Annotated in this window: 15 protein-coding genes and 1 tRNA gene; 3 read left to right on the forward strand and 13 right to left on the reverse strand. The window is 68.9% G+C overall.

Annotated elements, in window-relative coordinates; all coding sequences use genetic code 11:
* Window positions 1-26 precede the first annotated feature (26 nt).
* From DC434_RS02290 to DC434_RS02320, 7 genes are read right to left on the reverse strand one after another with little or no spacing between them, the layout of a single operon-like run.
* A complete protein-coding gene (locus tag DC434_RS02290) occupies window positions 27-746 on the reverse strand; it encodes a GntR family transcriptional regulator (RefSeq protein ID WP_116633639.1) in 720 nt (239 codons plus the stop codon).
* Window positions 747-751: 5 nt separating this feature from the next.
* The gene (locus DC434_RS02295) at window positions 752-1,783 is read right to left on the reverse strand and encodes an aldo/keto reductase (protein ID WP_116633640.1); all 1,032 of its coding nucleotides are present in this window, start codon (window positions 1,781-1,783) and stop codon (window positions 752-754) included.
* Window positions 1,780-2,907, reverse strand: a complete 1,128-nt coding sequence (locus DC434_RS02300) for a mandelate racemase/muconate lactonizing enzyme family protein (protein ID WP_243408762.1) — start codon at window positions 2,905-2,907, stop codon at window positions 1,780-1,782. Before DC434_RS02300 ends, DC434_RS02295 begins: the two co-directional genes overlap by 4 nt.
* Window positions 2,904-3,770, reverse strand: a complete 867-nt coding sequence (locus tag DC434_RS02305) for a carbohydrate ABC transporter permease (protein ID WP_116633642.1) — start codon at window positions 3,768-3,770, stop codon at window positions 2,904-2,906. The genes DC434_RS02300 and DC434_RS02305 overlap by 4 nt, the downstream gene beginning before the upstream one ends.
* Window positions 3,763-4,725 carry a sugar ABC transporter permease gene (locus DC434_RS02310; protein ID WP_243408763.1) on the reverse strand — a complete coding sequence of 321 codons (963 nt, stop codon included), beginning with the start codon at window positions 4,723-4,725 and terminating at the stop codon, window positions 3,763-3,765. The genes DC434_RS02305 and DC434_RS02310 overlap by 8 nt, the downstream gene beginning before the upstream one ends.
* 13 nt (window positions 4,726-4,738) lie before the next feature.
* Window positions 4,739-5,992, reverse strand: coding sequence for a sugar ABC transporter substrate-binding protein (locus tag DC434_RS02315; protein WP_243408764.1), 1,254 nt, complete (start codon window positions 5,990-5,992; stop codon window positions 4,739-4,741).
* Between the two features lie 59 nt (window positions 5,993-6,051).
* On the reverse strand, window positions 6,052-7,398 hold the full coding sequence (locus DC434_RS02320) for an alpha-L-fucosidase (protein ID WP_116633644.1): 1,347 nt from the start codon (window positions 7,396-7,398) through the stop codon (window positions 6,052-6,054).
* Between the two features lie 85 nt (window positions 7,399-7,483).
* On the opposite strand from DC434_RS02320, the gene DC434_RS02325 reads away from it, so the two are divergent.
* On the forward strand, window positions 7,484-8,812 hold the full coding sequence (locus DC434_RS02325) for an alpha-L-fucosidase (RefSeq protein ID WP_116633645.1): 1,329 nt from the start codon (window positions 7,484-7,486) through the stop codon (window positions 8,810-8,812).
* Between the two features lie 61 nt (window positions 8,813-8,873).
* A complete protein-coding gene (locus tag DC434_RS02330) occupies window positions 8,874-9,446 on the forward strand; it encodes a DUF2165 domain-containing protein (protein WP_116634009.1) in 573 nt (190 codons plus the stop codon).
* A gap of 11 nt (window positions 9,447-9,457) precedes the next feature.
* Here DC434_RS02330 and DC434_RS02335 read toward each other — a convergent pair whose 3' ends face one another.
* Entirely contained in the window at window positions 9,458-10,558 is a 1,101-nt protein-coding gene (locus DC434_RS02335) for a serine hydrolase domain-containing protein (protein ID WP_116633646.1), read from the reverse strand.
* Between the two features lie 135 nt (window positions 10,559-10,693).
* Here DC434_RS02335 and DC434_RS02340 point away from each other — a divergent pair, with 135 nt between their 5' ends.
* Window positions 10,694-11,998 (forward strand): alpha/beta hydrolase, encoded by a 1,305-nt coding sequence (locus tag DC434_RS02340; RefSeq protein WP_165807975.1) that lies wholly within the window; start codon window positions 10,694-10,696, stop codon window positions 11,996-11,998.
* Here the strand turns inward: DC434_RS02340 and DC434_RS20450 are convergent.
* From DC434_RS20450 to DC434_RS02360, 5 genes are all read right to left on the reverse strand, one after another.
* Window positions 11,968-12,147 (reverse strand): helix-turn-helix transcriptional regulator, encoded by a 180-nt coding sequence (locus DC434_RS20450; RefSeq protein ID WP_347707143.1) that lies wholly within the window; start codon window positions 12,145-12,147, stop codon window positions 11,968-11,970. The two genes, DC434_RS02340 and DC434_RS20450, sit on opposite strands and share 31 nt — an antisense overlap.
* A complete protein-coding gene (locus tag DC434_RS02345; RefSeq protein ID WP_347707142.1) occupies window positions 12,087-12,674 on the reverse strand; it encodes a response regulator transcription factor in 588 nt (195 codons plus the stop codon). The genes DC434_RS20450 and DC434_RS02345 overlap by 61 nt, the downstream gene beginning before the upstream one ends.
* Window positions 12,671-13,777 (reverse strand): histidine kinase, encoded by a 1,107-nt coding sequence (locus DC434_RS02350; protein ID WP_116633648.1) that lies wholly within the window; start codon window positions 13,775-13,777, stop codon window positions 12,671-12,673. The genes DC434_RS02345 and DC434_RS02350 overlap by 4 nt, the downstream gene beginning before the upstream one ends.
* A 128-nt stretch (window positions 13,778-13,905) precedes the next feature.
* Window positions 13,906-13,979 (reverse strand) — tRNA-Gly (locus DC434_RS02355).
* 111 nt (window positions 13,980-14,090) lie between these two features.
* Complete coding sequence (locus DC434_RS02360) at window positions 14,091-18,539, reverse strand: glycoside hydrolase (RefSeq protein WP_116633649.1); 4,449 nt, start codon at window positions 18,537-18,539, stop codon at window positions 14,091-14,093.
* Window positions 18,540-18,585 lie beyond the last annotated feature (46 nt).

The following is an 18,585-nucleotide window of genomic DNA, read 5'->3' on the forward strand; positions in this document are numbered from 1 at the left end:
TCGGCCAGCCGTCGGCCAGCCGTCTGTCAGCGGTCGGTCGGCGCCTCGGCTCGACGCGCGAGGATGGGGCCGAGGCGCTGGTACGAATTCTCGATGTGTGTCCGCATGGCCGTCGCCGCGGCATCCGGATCACGTCGACGCAGCGCGTCGAGGATCTGCTCGTGCTCGCTGACCGTGTCTTCTTCGAAGTCGTGCCGGAAGTTGAGTCGGTAGAGATGCATGTGCGAGCGCAGTCGCACGATCGCCTCGGTGAGGAGCGGGCTGAGTGCCCGATCGGCGATCAGGTGGTGGAAGCGGAGGTCTTCCTCGATGAAGCGCCGGTAGTTCTGGAAGTGCTCGTCATCGTCAGGGGCGGATGCCGTGCGCATCTGCCCGACGGATTCCGAGAGCTCAGCGGCCGTCGCGTCGTCGAGGTTCGCGGACGCGCGTCGGGCGGCCTCCGGTTCGAGGAGCTCGCGCATGTCATAGAGATCGCGCAGTCCGGCGGCGTCGAGGAGCGGCGCAGCCACGTAGCCCTTCAACGCGCGCTTCGCGACGAGGCCTTCCGATTCCAGGCGGGCGAGCGCCTCCCGCACGGGTGTCGGCGAGACATCGAGGTCGCGGGCCACGGCGTCGATGTTGACGCGCGCGCCGGGCTCGATAGCGCGGTCCATCAGGAGCGCGAGCACGGCGTCGTACACGTCGTCGACGAGGGCCCGTCGCGCGGGGAGCGCCCGGGGGCTGCGAGCCACGTCGTCGCTGAACATGAGACTCATCGTACGGGTTGCTCCACCCGCGCCCCCGGCTGCCGCGCGTGCATGCGGGAAGGGGCGACGAGGCCGCGATCGCGCAGCTCGTCCCAGACGGCGTCTGCGACCGGCCGGTCGATGAGCCCGCTGTTACGGGTCGCCTGCGCCGCGCTGGCGCCGCCGGTCACGACCGCAGCGACGGCCGGATGGGTCAGCGGGAACTGCACCGCGAGCTCAGGCAGCGTGCTGCCGTGGCGGTGTGCGACGGAAGCGATCGCCTGTGCGCGCTCCACGACGGCGCCGGCGGCGGGACCGTAGTCGAAGGTATCGCCCGCACCCGGAGCGTCGGTCGCGAGGATGCCGGAGTTGAAGACCGCTGCCGAGATCACCGACACCTCGCGCTGGAGCGCGAGCGGCAGCAGGTCGTCGGCCGCGGACTGGTCGAGCAGCGTCCAGCGCCCGGCGACCATCATCACGTCGGCATCGGTCGCGGCAACGAAGCGCGCGAGCATCGCGCTCTGGTTCATTCCTGCGCCGAACGAGGTGATCACGCCCTGGTCTCGCAGCTCGCTCAGGGCGGGGAAGGCGCCGTCGAGGGCCTCGCGCTCGTGCTCGTCGGCGTCGTGCACGAGTACCAGGTCGATGCGATCCAGGCCGAGCCGCTCGAGCGAGCTCTCGATCGAGCGCAGCACGCCGTCGCGCGAGTAGTCGCGCACGCGCCGGTGGTCCGCCGGCACGGCGAAGAGGTTCTCGTGGTCGGTGCGCCTCGCGGCATCCTGCGGCACGAGCAGCCGCCCGACCTTGGTCGAGACGACGTACTCGTCGCGAGGCAGCGCCCGCAGACTCTCACCCAGCCGCCGTTCTGCGAGACCCAGCCCGTAGTGCGGAGCGGTATCGAAATATCGGATGCCGCCGGCCCACGCCGCCGGCACGATCTCGGGCCACTCGTTCTCGGACAGCGCCTGATAGAGGTTCCCGAGCGACGCGGCGCCGTAACCGAGGGGTGGAGCGGTCAGGCCGCCGCGACCGATCGGGACCGGGTCGGGAGTCGTCATCCGACGCTCACACGATCGAGGGCCGAGGCGTCCCAGGCGATGCCGATGCCCGGAGTCGTCGGCGCCCAGCCGCGGCCGTCCTCGATGCGCAGCTCATCCGTCGTCACGGCCCGCAATTGCGGGATGTGCTCGAGGTAGAGGGCGTTCGGAATCGCGCACACGAGCGACACGTGCAGCTCCATGAGGAAGTGCGGGGCGACGGGGGCGTTGAACGACTCCGCGAGGTGCGCGATCTTGAGCCACGGTGTGATGCCGCCGACCCGCGCCACGTCCGGCTGCACGATGGACGCGCCACCACGCTGCAGGTGCTCACGGAAATGACCGAGCGAGTACATGCTCTCGCCGACCGCGATCGGCACCGACGTCGAGCGGGCGAGCTGCCGATGCCCCTCGATGTCTTCCGCCGGCAGTGGCTCCTCGAACCAGAACACGTCGACCTGTTCGAACAGTCGGGAGCGGCGCACGGCCTCCGAGACGGTGAACGACTGGTTCGCGTCGACCATGATGTCCATGCCGGGGCCGACCGCGTCGCGCACGGCGCGCAACCGCTCGAGGTCCTGGTGGCCACGCGGCATCCCGACCTTGATCTTGACCCCGCCCATACCGCGCTCCTTCGCGGCATGGGCGTGGGCGACGAGCTCGTCGGTGCCGAAGTGCAGCCAGCCGCCCTCGGTGTCGTACATCGGAATCGAGGGCGATGCCCCGCCGGCCGCGACCCAGAGCGGAAGGCCCGCACGACGGGTCTTCGCATCCCATACCGCGGTGTCGATCGCGGCGAGGGCGAGTGCGGTGATCGGCCCGACGGTGGTGGCGCGGGTGATGCCGAACAAGGCGAGCCAGACGGCCTCCGGACGCTCGGCCTCGAGGCCGATCAGTGCCGGCAGCAGTGTCTCGCGCAGCAGGCTCAGCACCGCCCCGCCGCCGGTGCCGATCGTGTAGCTGTAGCCCACGCCCTCGGTGCCGTCGGCGGTACGGAGCCGCACGAAGATCGTCTCCTGCTTGACGAAGGTCTGCAGGGCGTCGGTGCGCTGCGTCTCTACCGGCAGGTCGCAAAGCTGTGCCTCGACGTGCACGATGCGGCTGCCGGCCGTGGCGTCCGGCACGGTCTGGGCTGTGTTCATCATCGTCCTCCGAGTCCGCCCAGGGTGACCCCCTTGATGAGCTGCCGTTGCAGCAGCAGCACGAGGATCAGCGAGGGGATGACGGCGAGCGTCGACGCCGCCATGAGCAGCGACCACTGCGTGCCGAACTGGCCGGTGAACATCCCGAGCCCGAGCGGCACTGTCGCCATGTCCTGTGTGTTGATGATGATCAGCGGCCAGAGGTACGAGTTCCAGTAGCCGATGAAGGAGAAGACCGCGAGCACGCTCAGCGGCGCGACGAGCTGCGGCAGCAGCACCGACCACAGGGTGCGGAACCGCGAGGCCCCGTCGATCAGTGCTGCCTCCTCGTACTCGATCGGGATCGTGAGGAAGAACTGCCGCATCAGGAACGTGCCGAACGCGGTGAAGGCGAACGGGATGATCAGGGCGCCGTAGCTGTCGTTCCAGCCCCAGCTGTTGATCATGATGAACAGCGGCACCACGAGCACTTCCTGGGGCAGCACGAGCGTGAGCACGAAGAGCAGGAACAGCTGGTCGCGGAACTTGAACCGCAGTCGCGAGAACGCGTAGGCCGACAGCACGGCGACGACGACCGAGAGCGCGGCGCCGGCGATCGCGACGAACAGGCCGTTGAGGATGAAACGCCCGAAGGGGACGACCGTCCACGCCTCGACGAAGTTCGCCCAGCGGATCTCGGACCCGAAGATCTGCGGCGTCGCCGTGAAGACCTCGTTCTCCGGCTTGAGTGCCGTGAGGAACATCCAGATGAAGGGGAACGCGAAGATCAGCGCGACGATCGCGATGCCCGCGGTGTTCAGCCATACCTTGACGGATGCACGGCGCTGATGCGCTCGACGGGGGAGGCTCACTCGGATCTCACTCATAGTTCACCCACTTGCGCTGGCCGACGAACTGCAGGGCCGTGATGAGCATCACCACGACGAACAGGATCCACGCGAGGGCGGAGGCGTAGCCGAGTCGGTCGAAGACGAATCCGTTGCGGTACAGGTACAGCACGAACGTGTTGGTGCTCTCGCCCGGACCGCCCTGCGTGAGGAACAGTGGCTGGACGAAAACCTGGAAGGCGCCGATCATGGTCATCGTCGAGCAGAAGAACAGCGACGGCGAGAGCAGCGGCAGGATGATGTACCGCAGACGCTGCCAGGCGCTGGTGCCGTCGATGCGAGACGCCTCCAGCAGCTCCTTCGGGTTGGCGCTGAGACCGGCCGACAGCACGATCACGTTGTAGCCGAACGACTGCCAGACCGACATCGCGATCACGGAGGGCAGCGCCCAGGCGGAATCGGACAGCCAGTTCGGACCGTCGATGCCGACCGTGGCGAGCATCGAATTGACCAGGCCGTCCTGCGAGAGCAGCAGACGCCAGACGAGAGCGTTCGCGACCATCGGGGTGATGACCGGGAGGAAGAAGACCACGCGCCAGGCGCCGGCCGCCTTCATCCGGGTGCCGAGCCACAGCGAGATCACGAGAGCGACGAAGAGATTCAGCGCCGTGTAGACGACGGCGAAGATCACCGTGTTGCCGAGCACCGTGTAGAAGGTCGGATCGCGGAACAGTTTCAGGTAGTTCTCGACGCCGATGAACTCGGGGGTGCCGAACAGCTTCCAGTCGAAGAGGCTGATGAAGGCCGACCCGAAAAGCGGGGTCAGGATGAACAGGACGAACCCGATCATCCCGGGGGCGAGGAACGCCAGCGCCACCCATCCGTGACCGCGTCGGCGCGGCAGCCGAGGCCCCGCCGGGGCGGGGGCGCCGATCGGCACCCCCGCCCCGGCGGGCATCGTGGAGGATGCCGGGGCCTCACTCCGATCGCTCATGATCGCCATCCGCTCAGCCCTGGACCGAGTTCTGGATCGTCTCCATGATCTCCTCGGCCGTCAGCTCACCGCGGTACCCCTGCACGCCGTACTGGGTCATCAGGGTCTCGACCTGGTTCCAGGTCGTGGTGGTGCGCTGCGGGGTCGCGTTCGAGAGCAGGGCCTCGACGACCGCGGAGGAGCCCTCCGTCTTGCCCTCGGCCCAGGCCGGGAGCGCCTCGATGCGAGCCGGCACGATGCCTCGGGCCTCGGCCTGCTTCTCCTGCACGGCGAGCGAGGTGAGGGCTTCGATCGCGGCGAACGCCTCGTCGGGGCGCTCGCAGTTCGCGGCGATGCCGAATCCGGATCCGGCCGTCATCGCCGCCGCTTCGCCGCTGGTGGAGGGGACGATGCTGACGCCGAGGGTGAAGTCTGCGGCATCCGCGAAGCTGCCGTACATCCACGGACCCTCGATGAGCATCGGCACCGCACCGCTGGTGAACGCCTGCTGTGACACCTCGGAGCCGTCGGCCGCCTCGGGCGCCTTCGCGACGCCCTCGACCGCGACCAGGTCGAAGAAGCTCTGCATCTGGTCGACGAAGTCGGGGTTGGTGAGGTCGAGCTCGCCGTCTTCGGTCACGGCGGGCACGCCGTCGGCCAGCGACCAGGCGTTCGGGATGAAGACGCCCGGCGCGAGCGCGAGGCCCTTCTTCTCGCCGTCGGTGAGGGCCTTCGCGTCGGAGATGAACTGGTCGCGGGTGTACTCGGTACCAGGCAGGTCGAGGCCGGCGGCCTGGAACGCCTCGACGTTGTAGAAGAGCACGATCGGCTCGGCGTCGTAGGGGATCGCGCGGATCGTGCCGTCGACTGTCATGCCGCTGAGCATCGAGGCGTCGATGTTGTCCACGTCGAAGCCGCTCTTCTCGATCAGGTCGTCGAGAGGCATGAGCAGGTCGCCGAGCTCCTGGGCCCGCGCCGCCTGCGTCGTGAGCAGGCAGGGCGGATTGGAGCCGGAGAGGCGTGTCTTGACCTTGGTCCAGTAGTCGGCGAAGCTCGGCCCTTCGACGGAGATGTCGAGGTCGGGGTCCTCGGCCTTCGCGCCGTCGATGAAGTCGGCCCACTGGGCCTGGTCGCCCTCGCTCGCGGCCCAGGTGTAGAGCACGAGCGGTCCGCCGGCCTCGCCGCCGCCGCCCGAGGCGCCGGCGCAGCCGGCGAGTGTGAGGGCCGTGAGACCGGCCGCGCCGGTGAGGATGAGGCGCTTCACGCGCCGGTTCGAGACTGCATTCATACTGACTGCCTCCTTCATTGGATGCTGCTTTCGATGCGGGGTGGGGGGTGCTGCTCGGGTCAGTCGTCGGAGAAGTCGATGGCGATCACGTCGATCAGAGCGCCGCTGGGAGCCGCGGCGACGATGCGCAGCTCGCCGGAGTCGTCGCCCGCTGTGGAGGACTCGTGCACCTCGAAGCTGGCGTCATGCTGCAGTTCGAGGCCGTCGGCGAGGCGGTGCACGCGGGTGATGCGCCGCACCGGGAGCCCGCGCACGATGATCTCGTCGACCGGGAGTGCGGTGAGGTGCAGGTAGAGGCGTCCCTCTCGGGCGGTGCTGGGGCCGTGGAAGTCGATGCCCTGCGTGGGCTCGACGCCGGTCACGGACTCGGCGTGCGCCCGCATCCATTCGGCGAATTCCTGCAGACGCTCGTTCTCGATGTGCGGCAGCGTGCCGGCGGGGCCGGGGCCGACGTTGAGCAGCAGGTTGCCGCCGCGCGCCACCACGTCGATGAGCGTCACGAGCAGCGAGCGCGCCGATTTCTCGTTGTCGGGTCCCTTGCGCCAGGCCCAGTGGTCGCCGATGGTCAGGCACAGCTCCCACGGGCCGGTCGGGACGGTGAGCGGGAAGCCCTGCTCGGGCGTGCGATAGTCGCCCTGACCGGGGAGGCGGTCGTTGATCACGACGTCAGGCTGCAGTTCCTTGATGAGGCGGCGCAGTCCCGGTGCGGTCCATTCGGCGGCCGAGCGCTCCCAGTCCCCGTCGAACCAGAGCAGGTCGATCGTGCCGTAGTTCGTGAGCAGCTCGCGCAGCTGGGCGCGGACGTACTCGAGGTAGCGCTCCCATTCCTCGGGGCTCGAGCGGCGGTGTCGATCCGTGGCGCCCGGGGTGTCGGCGAACTCGGCGAGGCCTGCGGCCGGCCAGTGCTCGAGCTTGTACGGCAGGTCCTCATCGCGGAACGCGGGGTAGTCCGGGTGATTCCAGTCCGGGAGGCTGTAGTAGATGCCGACCTTCATCCCCTCGGCGCGCACGGCGTCGACGAACTCGCGGGTGATGTCGCGGCCGAACGGCCCGTGCTCGACGCCGAAGTCGGACTGCTCCGTGAAGAACATGTTGTAGCCGGCGTGGTGGCGCGCGGTGAAGACGACATAGGTCGCGCCGGCCGCCTTGACGCGGCGGGCGAGGTCGGCAGCATCCCATTCGGTCGGGTTGAACGTCGGGGCAGTGGACTGATAGCCGGCGACGGTGACCGCGTCGTCGACGTCGTCCACGCCGGGGATGATCGAGCGCCCGACCAGCGGCCAGGAGATCTCGATGCCCTGCTGCGAGGCCTGGTCCCAGTGCACGAAGATGCCGAAGCCCGCGCCGCTGAACCATTCACCGCCGGGGATTCGCTCGGTCGTACGGAGGAACGATGCGTCGGTCATGAAACTCTCTCCTTTGAGCGCATATTTCCTATAGGATACGTGATAGACGATCCGACCCACAAGGGTGTGACGGAAGGAGCCGAGAATGGCGATGTTCAAACCGGATGCTGTGAGGCCAGAGGCGTACCGCGGGTTCGAGCGTCCGCTGCCGGAGTGGTTCCGCGGTGCGGCGCTCGGGATCTTCGTGCATTGGGGGCCGTACTCCGTTCCTGCGTGGGCGGAGCCGACGGGGGAGCTTGGAGCGGTGCCTCGGGAGCAGTGGTACTCGCACAATCCCTACGCGGAGTGGTACGCGAACACGATCCGCATCGAGGGTTCGCCGGCGCACGAGCATCAGCAGACCGTGCACGGCGGTGCGCCGTACGACCACTTCCTCGACGAATGGAAGGCCGAGGAGTTCGACCCCGACGAGGTGCTGGCCGTGGTCGCGGCGACGGGCGCCGGGTACTTCATCCCGACCACGAAGCACCACGACGGCGTGACGCTCTGGGATGCGCCGGGGACCGAGGGCCGCAACACGGTCGCTCGCGGCCCGCGGCGGGACCTTGTCGGCGCCTTCGCCGCGGCGACGCGCGCCGCGGGCCTCCGCTTCGGGGTCTACTACTCCGGCGGGCTCGACTGGCACTTCTCCGATCTGCCGCCCATCGAGCACGATGACGATCCGGCCCCGGACGATCTCGCCTACGCCGAGTACGCGCATGATCACGTGATCGACCTGATCGAGCGGTACAGCCCCGATGTCCTGTGGGGCGACATCCGCTGGCCGGCTGCGGGGATCGAGCCGGGGCCGAAGAGCCTCGCCCACGCCTTCCGCACGTTCTACGACGCGGTGCCCCACGGCGTCGTCAACGACCGATGGGGGGAATCGCACTGGGACTTCCGCACGAGCGAGTACGTGCACGGCACGGCCGTCGAGGTCGGCGAGGCCTGGGAGAACTGCCGCGGCATCGGACTGTCCTTCGGGCATAACCGCAACGAGACGAGTGGGCACATGCTCTCGGCCGACGACGCCGTGCGGCTGCTGGTCGACGTCGTCTCGCGCGGCGGCAACCTCCTGCTCAACATCGGACTCGAAGCATCCGGTCGCATACCCGACCTGCAGCGGCGGACGCTCGAGGGGATCGGGGAGTGGAACAGCCGGCACGGCCATGCCGTTTTCGGTGCGCACCCCGAAGAGCGTCTGCGGCCGTCGGATGCTCCGTGGCTGCGATGGACCCGCTCCGGAGAGGAGATCCACGCGGTGACCGATCAGCGGGGCCGCATCCGGCTGCCGGACCCGGACGGCGTAGTCGACGAGGCGACGGCCCGGATCGGCGAGTCGCCGGTGAGCGCGATGCGGGTCGACGGTGCCATCCTGGTCGAGACGGAGGATGCAGCGACGCCGATCGCGATCTCCTTCCGGCCGCGGGTTTGACGAGAGGTCCCCCTGCGCGAAAGCCTGGCACCGCATCGCCCTCGTCCACTATCTTGTGGCCATGACCGACGCTCGCACCGGGGTCGAACCCCGCTGGCACGTTCTCGGCTCGCTTCCGTTCGCGGCCGCCGCACTCGTTCTCGTGAACGGGCTCTACATCTTCCTCGTCGCCCTGGGCAACATCACCGACTACGGCACGAACTTCGATTTCGTGCAGCACGTCCTGGCCATGGACACCACCAACTTCGGGCAGGATGCCGGCAAGGGCCTGGATCCCGATGTGATGTGGCGGGCCATCACCGACCCGGTGGTGTGGAACATCGCGTACATCGGCGTGATCGTCTGGGAGTCGGCCAGTGCCATCGTCCTGATCACCGCGGTCGTGTTCTTCGTCCGCGGATTCTTCGGCCACGGGTTCCATGCCGCGCGGGTGTGGTCGTCCGTCGGACTGGTCATGATCATCCTGCTGTTCGTCGGCGGCTTCATCTCGATCGGCGGAGAGTGGTTCCAGATGTGGCGCTCGACTGCCTGGAACGGTCTCGATCCCGCCTTCCGGAACGCCGTGATCGCGGCCATCGGGCTGGTGCTGATCCATCTGCCGTCACCGCGGTGGGAGACCGGTGCTGCCGCCTGAGTGACCCCTCGTCAGAGGGTGTCTGCGAACAGCTCCATGACGGCTTCGCCCATCTCGACCTGTGTGAGCACGATCTGGAAGGACCCGTCGGGGTCGATGGAGAAGTCGGTGCCCTGGCCACCGGACCAGCCGTAGCGTCCGGCGTGATCGCCCTCCGTGACGACGGCGACGCCGAAGCCCCAGCCGGTCGCGTTCCAGAACCCGGGGAAGAAGCTGTCCTCCGCCTTCGCCGCGTCGGGCACCTGATCCGTGCGCAGCAGCTCGAGCAGCTGCGGCTCGAGGAACACCTCACCGCCGTGGACACCGCCGGCGGCGAGCATCCGCGCGAATGCCGCATAGTCGGATGCCGTGGACACGAGCTCCGAATGGCTCAGGTCGAACGGGGCCGGGGCGACGGAGAACCCGCCGGCCGCGGGTTCGATCTCCACCAGCGCGCCGCTCTCGTCGTGGCGATACGCGGCAGGCAGCCGATGCGCCTGCTCGATCGGCACGGTGTACCCGGTGTCGACCATGCCGAGCGGCGCGAACAGGTCGGCGCGAAGGTGATCCTCGAGTGACCCGTCGACCAGGCGGGAGAGCAGGATGCCGAGGATCCCGAAGGAGTGGTGGTAGCGCCATCCGGTCCCCGGCTGGAAGGCGAGCGGCAGGTCGGCGAGGGCGTCCAACCATTCCTGCGCACCGAGGGCGACGGGTTCCTGGCCGGCCTGTGTCCGGTTGGCGATCATCGCATCCTGCAACGGGCACGGCGCCGTCATCATGCCGTACCCCGACATGTTCGTCAGCAGATCCCGCACCATGATCGGCGACTCCGCCGGCTCGACATCATCGAGTGGCGAATCGGGCGTGCGCAGCACTTGACGATCCGCGAACTCCGGGAGCCATCGCTCGATCGGGTCGTCGAGACCGAGGCGCCCGTCCTGCACGAGGCGCAGTGCGGCGACCGCCAGGACCGGCTTCGTCATCGACTGGATGCGCACGATCGCATCGGCCGGCAGATCACCCGCCGTGAAGACCTCGTCCGGTCCGTCGGCGCTGCCGCGAACGACGACGATTCCCGGGGCCGTACCGCGCGAGACATGGTCTTCGAGAACAGAGAGCAGAGGCTTCGTCATGCCCTCGATTGAAACACGGTGCGCGTCGCGAGCGAATCACCCGCCAGACGGACTCCGCCGTGCGACCGGAGACAGATGCGGGTTCGGCCTCCCGCCGGACGCGTGCGATCCGCGACTCTCGTAGCGTCGATCGACGTGACCACCTCTGAACACCACCGCACACGCCCCTCCGTCCGCATCGCCCGAAGATTCTTCGGCGTCCTGATCGTCGCGATCGGGTGCCTGGTCGCGGTGGTCGCCGGCGCGTTCGCGATCCTGCTCGTGGCCGCCGAGCTCCCGTCCGCCGTGCTCTTCCTCGGGGCCGGGCTCGTGGTCGCCTTCGTCGTCGCCCTGCTGATCGGTCGCGCAGGATCAGCCGTCGCAGGGCGCGGGTGGCGGCCGGCTCTGATCGTGAGCGTCGCATGGTCGGCCGCTCTGGCGCTTCTCTTCGGCCTCACCTTCCTGCAGCCGTTCCCCGTGCAGCCATCGGCGCCGATTCCCGCAGGTGTCGCGTTCTGGGAACTGCCCGACGGCAGTCGACTGGCGTACACCACGAGCCCCGCGACCGGTCCGACGAAGCCGGTGCCGGTCGTCTTCCTGCACGGCGGCCCCGGCACCCCCAGCGAGGGCCTGCCCTACGGCACCGCCGAACTGAACGCGGCGGGCTACGACGTGTACAGCTACGACCAGATCGGCGCGGGTCGCTCCACCAGGCTGAGCGACGTCACCGGCTACACGGTCGAACGCAACGTCGCCGATCTCGAAGCGGTGCGAGAGCTGATCGGCGCCGAACGGCTGATCGTGATCGGGCAGTCCTGGGGCGGCTCCTTGGCGGCGCAGTACCTGGCCGCGCATCCGGATCGGGTGGACAAGGTCGTCTTCACCTCGCCGGGCGAGATCTGGCCGGCCGCGCACCCCGACACGGATGTGGATCCGTGGGGCGAGCTCACCGGGGCCGACCGCGAGCGGTACGACGAGCTCACCTCGGATCCGCGATTCCTGCTGCAGTCGGTCCTGCTGGAGAACAACCCTCAGGCTTCGCATTCTCTGATCGGCGATGCGGAGGCCGATTCGCGGTTGCACGAGATCGCCGTCACCGGACGCCATCTGGCGAGCTGCCCCGGAGGGCCGCCCGGCGACGGCGAGGTCCACCAGAACCCGCAGGGCTTCTACACGAACCAGATGACGAACGCCGACTTCGAGACGGTGCCCGATCCGCGCCCGGCTCTGCGGAACCTGGACACCCCCGCCCTGGTCCTCCGGGCGGAATGCGACTACGTGCCGTGGGTCGATACCCGGGACTACCGGGATGCTCTGCCGGCCTCGACGCTGGTCTACCTGCCCGGCGCCGGGCACGGCATCACCGATCAGGCCGGCCCCGCATACCTGGAGGCGATCCTGGGGTTCCTCGCGGGCGACCAGCTCCGCGGCTATGACGGAGAGGAGGACCCGTCACGCTGATCGCGGACGACAGGGCGAGGCGGCCCCGCCATCCCGGTCTCGTAGGCGATGATCACCAGCTGCGCTCGATCTCGGGCACCCAGCTTGGTCAGGGCTCGACTGACATGAGTCTTGACCGTGCCGTGGCTGATGTGGAGCTCGGCGGCGATCTCGCATTGTTCCGGCCCTGCGCGACGAGCAGCAGCACGTCGCGCTCGCGTTCTGTCAGATCCGCCAACCGGGGTTCCGTCGCCGGATCGGGTCGGGTGTCAGCGGGCGACCACGTCTCGGCGATCCGGCGAGCGATCGCCGGGGCCAGCAGCGCGTCGCCGGCGACCACGGTGCGGATGGCCTGCACGAGCGCCGGGGCCTCGAAGTCCTTCAGCAGGTAGCCGCTCGCGCCGTGCTTGAGAGCGGTCGATACCGAGTCGTCGGAGTCGTAGCTTGTCAGCACAACGATCCTGGTGTGCGCCAGCTCCGGGTCGGCGGTGATGGCGCGCGTGGCCGAGAGACCGTCTCCGCCGGGCATCCTGATGTCCATGAGCACAACGTCGGGTCGCAGCTCACGGCTCTTCGTCACGGCGCTCGGACCGTCTCCCGCCTCGCCGACGACGCGCAGATCGTGCTCGGAATCGATCAGCGCCCGCAGGCCCGCTCTGGCCAGCTGATGGTCGTCGACGATCAGCACCGTGATCATGGAACCGCCTCGGTCGGGACGCTCGCGCGCACGCGGAAGCCGCGCTGAGCCGCGGTGTCGATCTCGAGTCGGCCGCCGATCAGGGCCAGCCGCTCGCGCATGCCGCGTAGACCGTAGCCCTCTGCGAGGTCATCGGATGCGCCCACGCCGTCATCTGCGACCGTCACCGCGATCTCGGCCGGCTGCCACGCGAGCTCGACGGTGACGAGGGAGGCCCGCGCGTGCCGACGCACGTTCGTCAGGGCCTCCTGAACGACCCGGTACAGCGCCGGGCCGATCGACGAATCGACGACGCGGGGCTCGCCGCTGATCGCGAACGAGGCCGCGCACGCCTCGCTCCGGGCTGCCGAGACGAGGTCCGCGAGGTCCTCGAGGCCCGCCAGGCGGTCGCTCGCCTGATCGGACGCACGCATGACTCCGAGCATCTCGCGGATGCTGCGCGAGGTGCTCGTGCTGGCGCTGCGGATCCTCAGCAGCGCGTCGCGCGCCGCGTCCGGGTCGCTGTCGAAGAGGTGCGCACCGATGGTCGCCTGCATCGAGACCGTCTCGACCGACTGCGCGATCACGTCGTGAAGATCGCGTGCGATCGCCAGTCGTTCGGCCGCGAGCTCGCGTTCGATCTCCCGCGCGCGCTCGAGCCGCAGGTTCGCCGCGCGAACCGCCAGGTACGAGCGGCGCAGCCCGATCGCACGACCGATCGTGAAGGCGAGCGCCAGCCAGCCGACGGTGAGCACGGACCCGCCCACGTCCTCCGCCTGCCACGCTCCGACGATGAGTGAAGGCAGGATCGCTGCGGTGACCACGAGCACGGGGCGCCGGCCGTCGGCAGAGGAACCCGCCGTGCCGATCGCGAGCGCGAAGGCGAGGAGGAAAGGTCCGTCGAGCAGCGATGAGGTCGGGAGCAGCTGGCCGGTGAGTCCCACGGCGCCGATCACCGCGACGACCCGAAGCGGAGCGACGCTGCGCCACAGCAGCGGGGCACTGCACGCGGCCGCGAAAGCCGTGACAATCACCCACTCGGCCCCGGACTGCGCCTGCCCGATCACGGTGCAGACGCCCGCCAGCCACACCGCCGCTGCGAGGCAGACATCGATGCGGGGCATGGACGGACTCCTCGGGCGTGCAGCGGACGATCCCACCGTATCGATGATGATCCGGGAGCGCGTCGTACCAGAGACCTATCTGTCATCGGCACTTCGGACGGATTCGCCCGGTGCGGAAAGGACTCACATGGAGGGACTGACGGGAATCGAACCCGCGCTATCTGCTTGGGAAGCAGAAGTTCTGCCATTGAACTACAGTCCCGAACCCGTTCCGAGGAGCGGGTGAACGCAAGCCTACCTGCCCGCCGCCGGATGGCAAAAGCATGGGGCCACCGCGGATGCTGTTCCACGATGGCCCCGTTGCGTCAACCGATCAGCGGCGCCAGCGTCGCCGTCCGGCGAAGGCGAGTCCGCCGCCCACGAGCAGGAGGGCCGCCAGGGCCAGAGTCACGGTGAGCGCGTTGCCGTCCAGCCCGGTCGCCGCGAGTCCGCCTCCGCCGCTCGTGCCGCTGGAGGCTCCGCCGTTTCCGCCGGTGCCGGTTCCCGGTCCGGTGCCGGGGTCCGCCGCCCGCACGGTCAGTGCGGCGCGGAACTCCGAGCCGTCGGCCCGTGTCATCACGACGTGGTGCTGGCCCGCCGGAACGCTCGTCGGCACACTCCACGTCAGCGACGCTGCTCCGGCCGCGTCGGCCGTCACCGTGCCCATGTCCACCGGGTCGGAGTGCAGCGCGAACGACACGTCCTCCTCCTGCTCGAGTCCGGCGACCTCGACGGTGATGCTGTCGCCGGCGGTGACGGCATCCGCGGAGATCGCGATCTCGGGATCCGCCGGGGTCGTCGGCTCGTCGAGCGTCACCATGATCCAGCTCACCTGCACGTCGGCGTCGCGCGTCGGTGAGAGCACCAGCTCGATCTCGCCGGCATCGTCCACGGTGATGTCGCCGTAGCTGCGCGTCTCGTCGGCCGCGACGTAGTCGTGGTCCTCCTCGACGACGGTGCCGTTGACGCTCACCCGCGCGCCGCGGTCGTCCCACTGATCCCACGGATCCGCGTAGCCGACGTGCACGCTGTAGCTCCCGGGCTCGAGGTCGCCGAAGCGGTACGCGATGTCGCGCCCCTCGACGGCGTAGCGCAAGGTGGAGAACATGGTGCCGTCCGCGGACCCCGACGTCTTGCTGCCTTCGCTGATGTAGCCCCAGGATGCGCCGGTCTCGGCGTCCTCGCCGAACGCCTGGTCCGCACCGGTGTTCTGCATGTCGCTCACGCCCGCGGCTTCCCGCAGCGCCAGCCAGTCCGCCGTCTCCTGACCGCCGGCGTTCACCGCGTAGCGGAGCCCGTCGGGCACGACGGCGATCGTGCGGGTGAAGGTGCGCCCGCCGAACTCCGGGAGAGTGCCCGTCGCTGTCACGATGCCGGGCACGTCGAACGAACCGGAGAAGCTCCAGGTGACCGGCTGCTCGGTCGCGACGCCATTCCGGGTCACGTTCACGACCGGCACGTCGAAGCTGCCGCCGACCGGGATCGTCTCCGGAACCGCCGAGACATCCCACGCCGACCACTGGTCGAGCTGATCGAGAGTCCACTCGTCGTGCACCTCGACCGAGAGGGAGTCTCCGCCCTCGCCCATGCTGATCGGCAGCCACACCATCTGCGCGTTCTTCAGATCGGTGCCGCCGTTCCAGCGGTCGCCCATGTAGATGTACTTCCCGTGATCGGGATCGACCGGGATCACCGAGGAGGGCTGCGAGTTCCACGAATTGTTCTGCGCCCACCACGGGAACGGATCGCCCATCTCGGTCCACGCGCCCATGAGGTCGGTCGACGTCGCCCACCGCGACGGGTTGGGGCTCCACCCCGTCGTCCCGGACGTGATCAGGAAGTACCGCTCGTCGTGTTGGAAGATCGCCGGGGATTCCCGGGACTGGTTCACGAAGATGCGGTTGTAGTCCACCCCGAGCACGGCCTCGTCCGCGGGAGTCGCGAGGTCGGTGTACTCGTCGTTGAGCTTCGAGATGAACATGGTGGCGTTCTCCTCGCTCGAGTAGATGATGTACCCGGTCCCGTCGTCATCGACGAACAGGTTCATGTCGCGCGCCATGCCGCGGTTGTTCGGGGCGTTGTTCGGCGGATCGGCATCCGCTGGCGCGTAGTTCAGCCGGTAGCTGTCGATGTAGCGGAAGGGGCCGAAGGGCGAATCCGCCACGGCGACACCCGCGTTGGCCTTCGCGTACTGCGCCGACGAGGTCGCGGAGGGACCGTCCATGTGGGCCCACATCACCCACTTGCCGGTGCTCTCGTTGTAGATGACCTTCGGACGCTCGATGATCGGCGGGGTCACGCCGTCGACCGGCACGGTGCCGAGGTCGCGGTACACGGCATCCTTCTGCTCCTGCGAGTAGTCGCCGTAGAGCGCCTCGAAGTACGGCTCGTCGAACTGCTCCTCCGATGCCAGGGCGCGAAGCGCGACGCCGCGGTCCTCCCAGTTGTAGAGGTCGTACGAGCTGTAGACGTGCACGCCCGGCGCCGAGTGGTAGCCGTTCGTGCGGTCCTCGCCGTAGAGGTAGTAGATCGTGCGGCCGTCGTCGTCCGTCGAGGGGACGACCTGACCGCCGTGGGCCTGGATGACCTCGCCGTTCGTGTCGAGCCACTCCTGGCCGGGGCGGAAGCTCGCGTACGGAGCGATCTCATCGCGCGCCTCGTCGAGTCGCCACTGCTGGTTGGCGCCCCAGTTCGACTGCCAGACGCCGACGGAGGCGCCGACGGATGTCGAAGAGCCTCCGACGTCGAGCACCTTCCCGCGGCCGGCGTTGAGCAGGCTGAACGTCGTGCCGTTCGTCGTCGTCATCATCCACAGCGCCGAGGGGTCGGCGGATGCCGTGGCATCGTCGACGTCGCGGAGGACCGTGCTGTCGCCGTCGGCGACGAGCGTGCGACCGTCGGCGGCGCGCAGGGCGAAGCGGTCGCGCGACGTGCCGGGCTGGTCGTCGACGAGCGTCGCCGTCCAGGTCTGCGCGTCGATCAGCTCGGGTTCGCGGGCGCTGCCGAGCTGGGTGCTGTCGGCGACCACGGTGAGCGCGTGCCCGCTCTGCACGCCGGTGAGGGTGTAGGACTCGCCGTCGCGCAGGGTCGGTGCCTCGTCGGCGACACCCTCGACACCGGTGACCACGAACGTGGTCACCGACTTCGCGGGCACCGTCAGCGTCGCCGTGCCGTCGGCGGCCACGGACACCGCGCTGCCGGTGCGGAGCGCGTTCGCCTCGGGGTCGGATGCCGGGGACTCGGTCGTCACGATCGGGGTCACGGTCGCACCCTGGTCGATGTCGCCGAAGAGCGACAGGTCGATCGTGATCGTGCGCTCCTGGTCGCTCGTGTTCGTGTGCACGAGCGTCGCGCCCGAGCCGTCGCCGTCGATCGCCGCCGTGGTGTCGTCATCGCCGGCGCTGACGAGCTTGTCGCCCGGCTCGATGTAGTGCGTGAAGTTGCGCAGCGTGTTGTACTTCGCGTTCGTGCGGATGCCGCAGGAAGGGTCTGCGTCGCCGTCGGCGATCCGGCGGGCGGAATCGCCGTCGGCGTTGCAGTCGAAGTCGATGAAGATCGACCCCCAGTTCTTCTTCTCGACCTTCTCCATGTTGTAGAGGTCTTCGACCGGCTGCCAGAGCACCCAGGCGTCCGACTCGAGCTCACGCAGATCGTCGCTGACCAGCTGCGCGATGCCGAGGCCGTTCTCGATGGCATCCGGGTTCCAGCTGTCGCCGCCCCAGTTGCCCTCGACCTCGCTCATCCACAGCGGCTTGTCTGCGCTCTTCGCGATGTCGCGGGCGAGGTGCCGGCCGCCCGTGCCGTAGGTGTGCACGTTGAGCTGGGCGACCACGTCGCGCGCCTCGGCGTCCCATCCGTTCCAGTCCTCGACGAAGCGGTCGGGGTTGGTCTCGTCGGGGCCGGAGATCGCGGCATCTGTCGTGGTGTCGGGCTCGGCGAGTTCGGCGGCCAGGGCCTTGAGCACCTCGGCCTGCAGAGCGGGTCCGGCGTGCGCGCCTTCCTGCCGGCTCGCGCTCGTGGGCCAGCCGTCGTCGCCGAGAGTCGTGCCCCAGTAGTTGGTGTTCGGCTCGTTCAGGGGGTCGATCGTGTCGAAGGAGATGCCCTGGGTCTCTTCGACGTGCTGGACGACCGTCTTGACGTAGGTCGCGAAGGTGCCGAGCGAGTCCTGGCGGATCTGGTCGGCCGAGGCGTCGCTGCCACCGCTGACGAATCCGCTCTCGGTCAGGAAGTACGGCGGCGAGTTGCTGAAGGCCTCCCAGGTGTCGACCTGATCCTTGATCGCCGACACCCAGGCGAGCTGCGCGGCATCCGCTGAGAAGTCGTAGTCGCTCGCGTTCTCGCCCGTCCACGCGGCGCGGAAGCGGTCGCGGTCGGCGTAGGTCGAGGTGATCTCGCCGTTCTCGTCCGACAGGGGAGCGTCGGGGTTCCACCAACCGGGCACCGCGCCTCCGGGGCGCAGGTAGTCGGGCACATCGGAGGCGTTGCCGCCGCCGATGTTGTAGCGCGCGATGTTGAGATTCAGGCCGTCGTCGCCGAAGACCTTGTCGATGAGCTCGTCGCGCAGCCCTTCGGGGTAGGAGCCGGTGGCATTCGCCATCCAGACGAGACTCGATCCCCACCCCTGGAAGGGCCCGCCGGCGTATGCCGGATTGGGTGTGAGGGTGAGATCGGGTTCAGCGGCGCTGGCCGCCTGAGGGAGGGCGGCGAGACCGCTCGCTGTCGCCGCGAGGACTGCGGCCATGGCGAGCGCGCGCCGGGGTGAGGTCGCTCTTCTTTCAGACATCCTTGTCCATTCCGATATGTGTTGACGTCAACATGTCGACGTCAAC

The sequence above is a fragment of the Microbacterium sp. TPD7012 genome (assembly GCF_003075395.1).
GTDB lineage: Bacteria > Actinomycetota > Actinomycetes > Actinomycetales > Microbacteriaceae > Microbacterium.

What these genes read in the sequence shown, in the direction of transcription:
- DC434_RS02290 (WP_116633639.1), bottom strand. Translation starts at nt 746, where the DNA reads ATGTTCAGCGACGACGTGGCTCGCAGCCCCCGGGCGCTCCCCGCGCGA.
- DC434_RS02295 (WP_116633640.1), bottom strand. Translation starts at nt 1,783, where the DNA reads ATGACGACTCCCGACCCGGTCCCGATCGGTCGCGGCGGCCTGACCGCT.
- DC434_RS02300 (WP_243408762.1), bottom strand. Translation starts at nt 2,907, where the DNA reads ATGATGAACACAGCCCAGACCGTGCCGGACGCCACGGCCGGCAGCCGC.
- DC434_RS02305 (WP_116633642.1), bottom strand. Translation starts at nt 3,770, where the DNA reads ATGAGTGAGATCCGAGTGAGCCTCCCCCGTCGAGCGCATCAGCGCCGT.
- DC434_RS02310 (WP_243408763.1), bottom strand. Translation starts at nt 4,725, where the DNA reads ATGAGCGATCGGAGTGAGGCCCCGGCATCCTCCACGATGCCCGCCGGG.
- DC434_RS02315 (WP_243408764.1), bottom strand. Translation starts at nt 5,992, where the DNA reads ATGAATGCAGTCTCGAACCGGCGCGTGAAGCGCCTCATCCTCACCGGC.
- DC434_RS02320 (WP_116633644.1), bottom strand. Translation starts at nt 7,398, where the DNA reads ATGACCGACGCATCGTTCCTCCGTACGACCGAGCGAATCCCCGGCGGT.
- DC434_RS02325 (WP_116633645.1), top strand. Translation starts at nt 7,484, where the DNA reads ATGGCGATGTTCAAACCGGATGCTGTGAGGCCAGAGGCGTACCGCGGG.
- DC434_RS02330 (WP_116634009.1), top strand. Translation starts at nt 8,874, where the DNA reads ATGACCGACGCTCGCACCGGGGTCGAACCCCGCTGGCACGTTCTCGGC.
- DC434_RS02335 (WP_116633646.1), bottom strand. Translation starts at nt 10,558, where the DNA reads ATGACGAAGCCTCTGCTCTCTGTTCTCGAAGACCATGTCTCGCGCGGT.
- DC434_RS02345 (WP_347707142.1), bottom strand. Translation starts at nt 12,674, where the DNA reads ATGATCACGGTGCTGATCGTCGACGACCATCAGCTGGCCAGAGCGGGC.
- DC434_RS02350 (WP_116633648.1), bottom strand. Translation starts at nt 13,777, where the DNA reads ATGCCCCGCATCGATGTCTGCCTCGCAGCGGCGGTGTGGCTGGCGGGC.
- DC434_RS02360 (WP_116633649.1), bottom strand. Translation starts at nt 18,539, where the DNA reads ATGTCTGAAAGAAGAGCGACCTCACCCCGGCGCGCGCTCGCCATGGCC.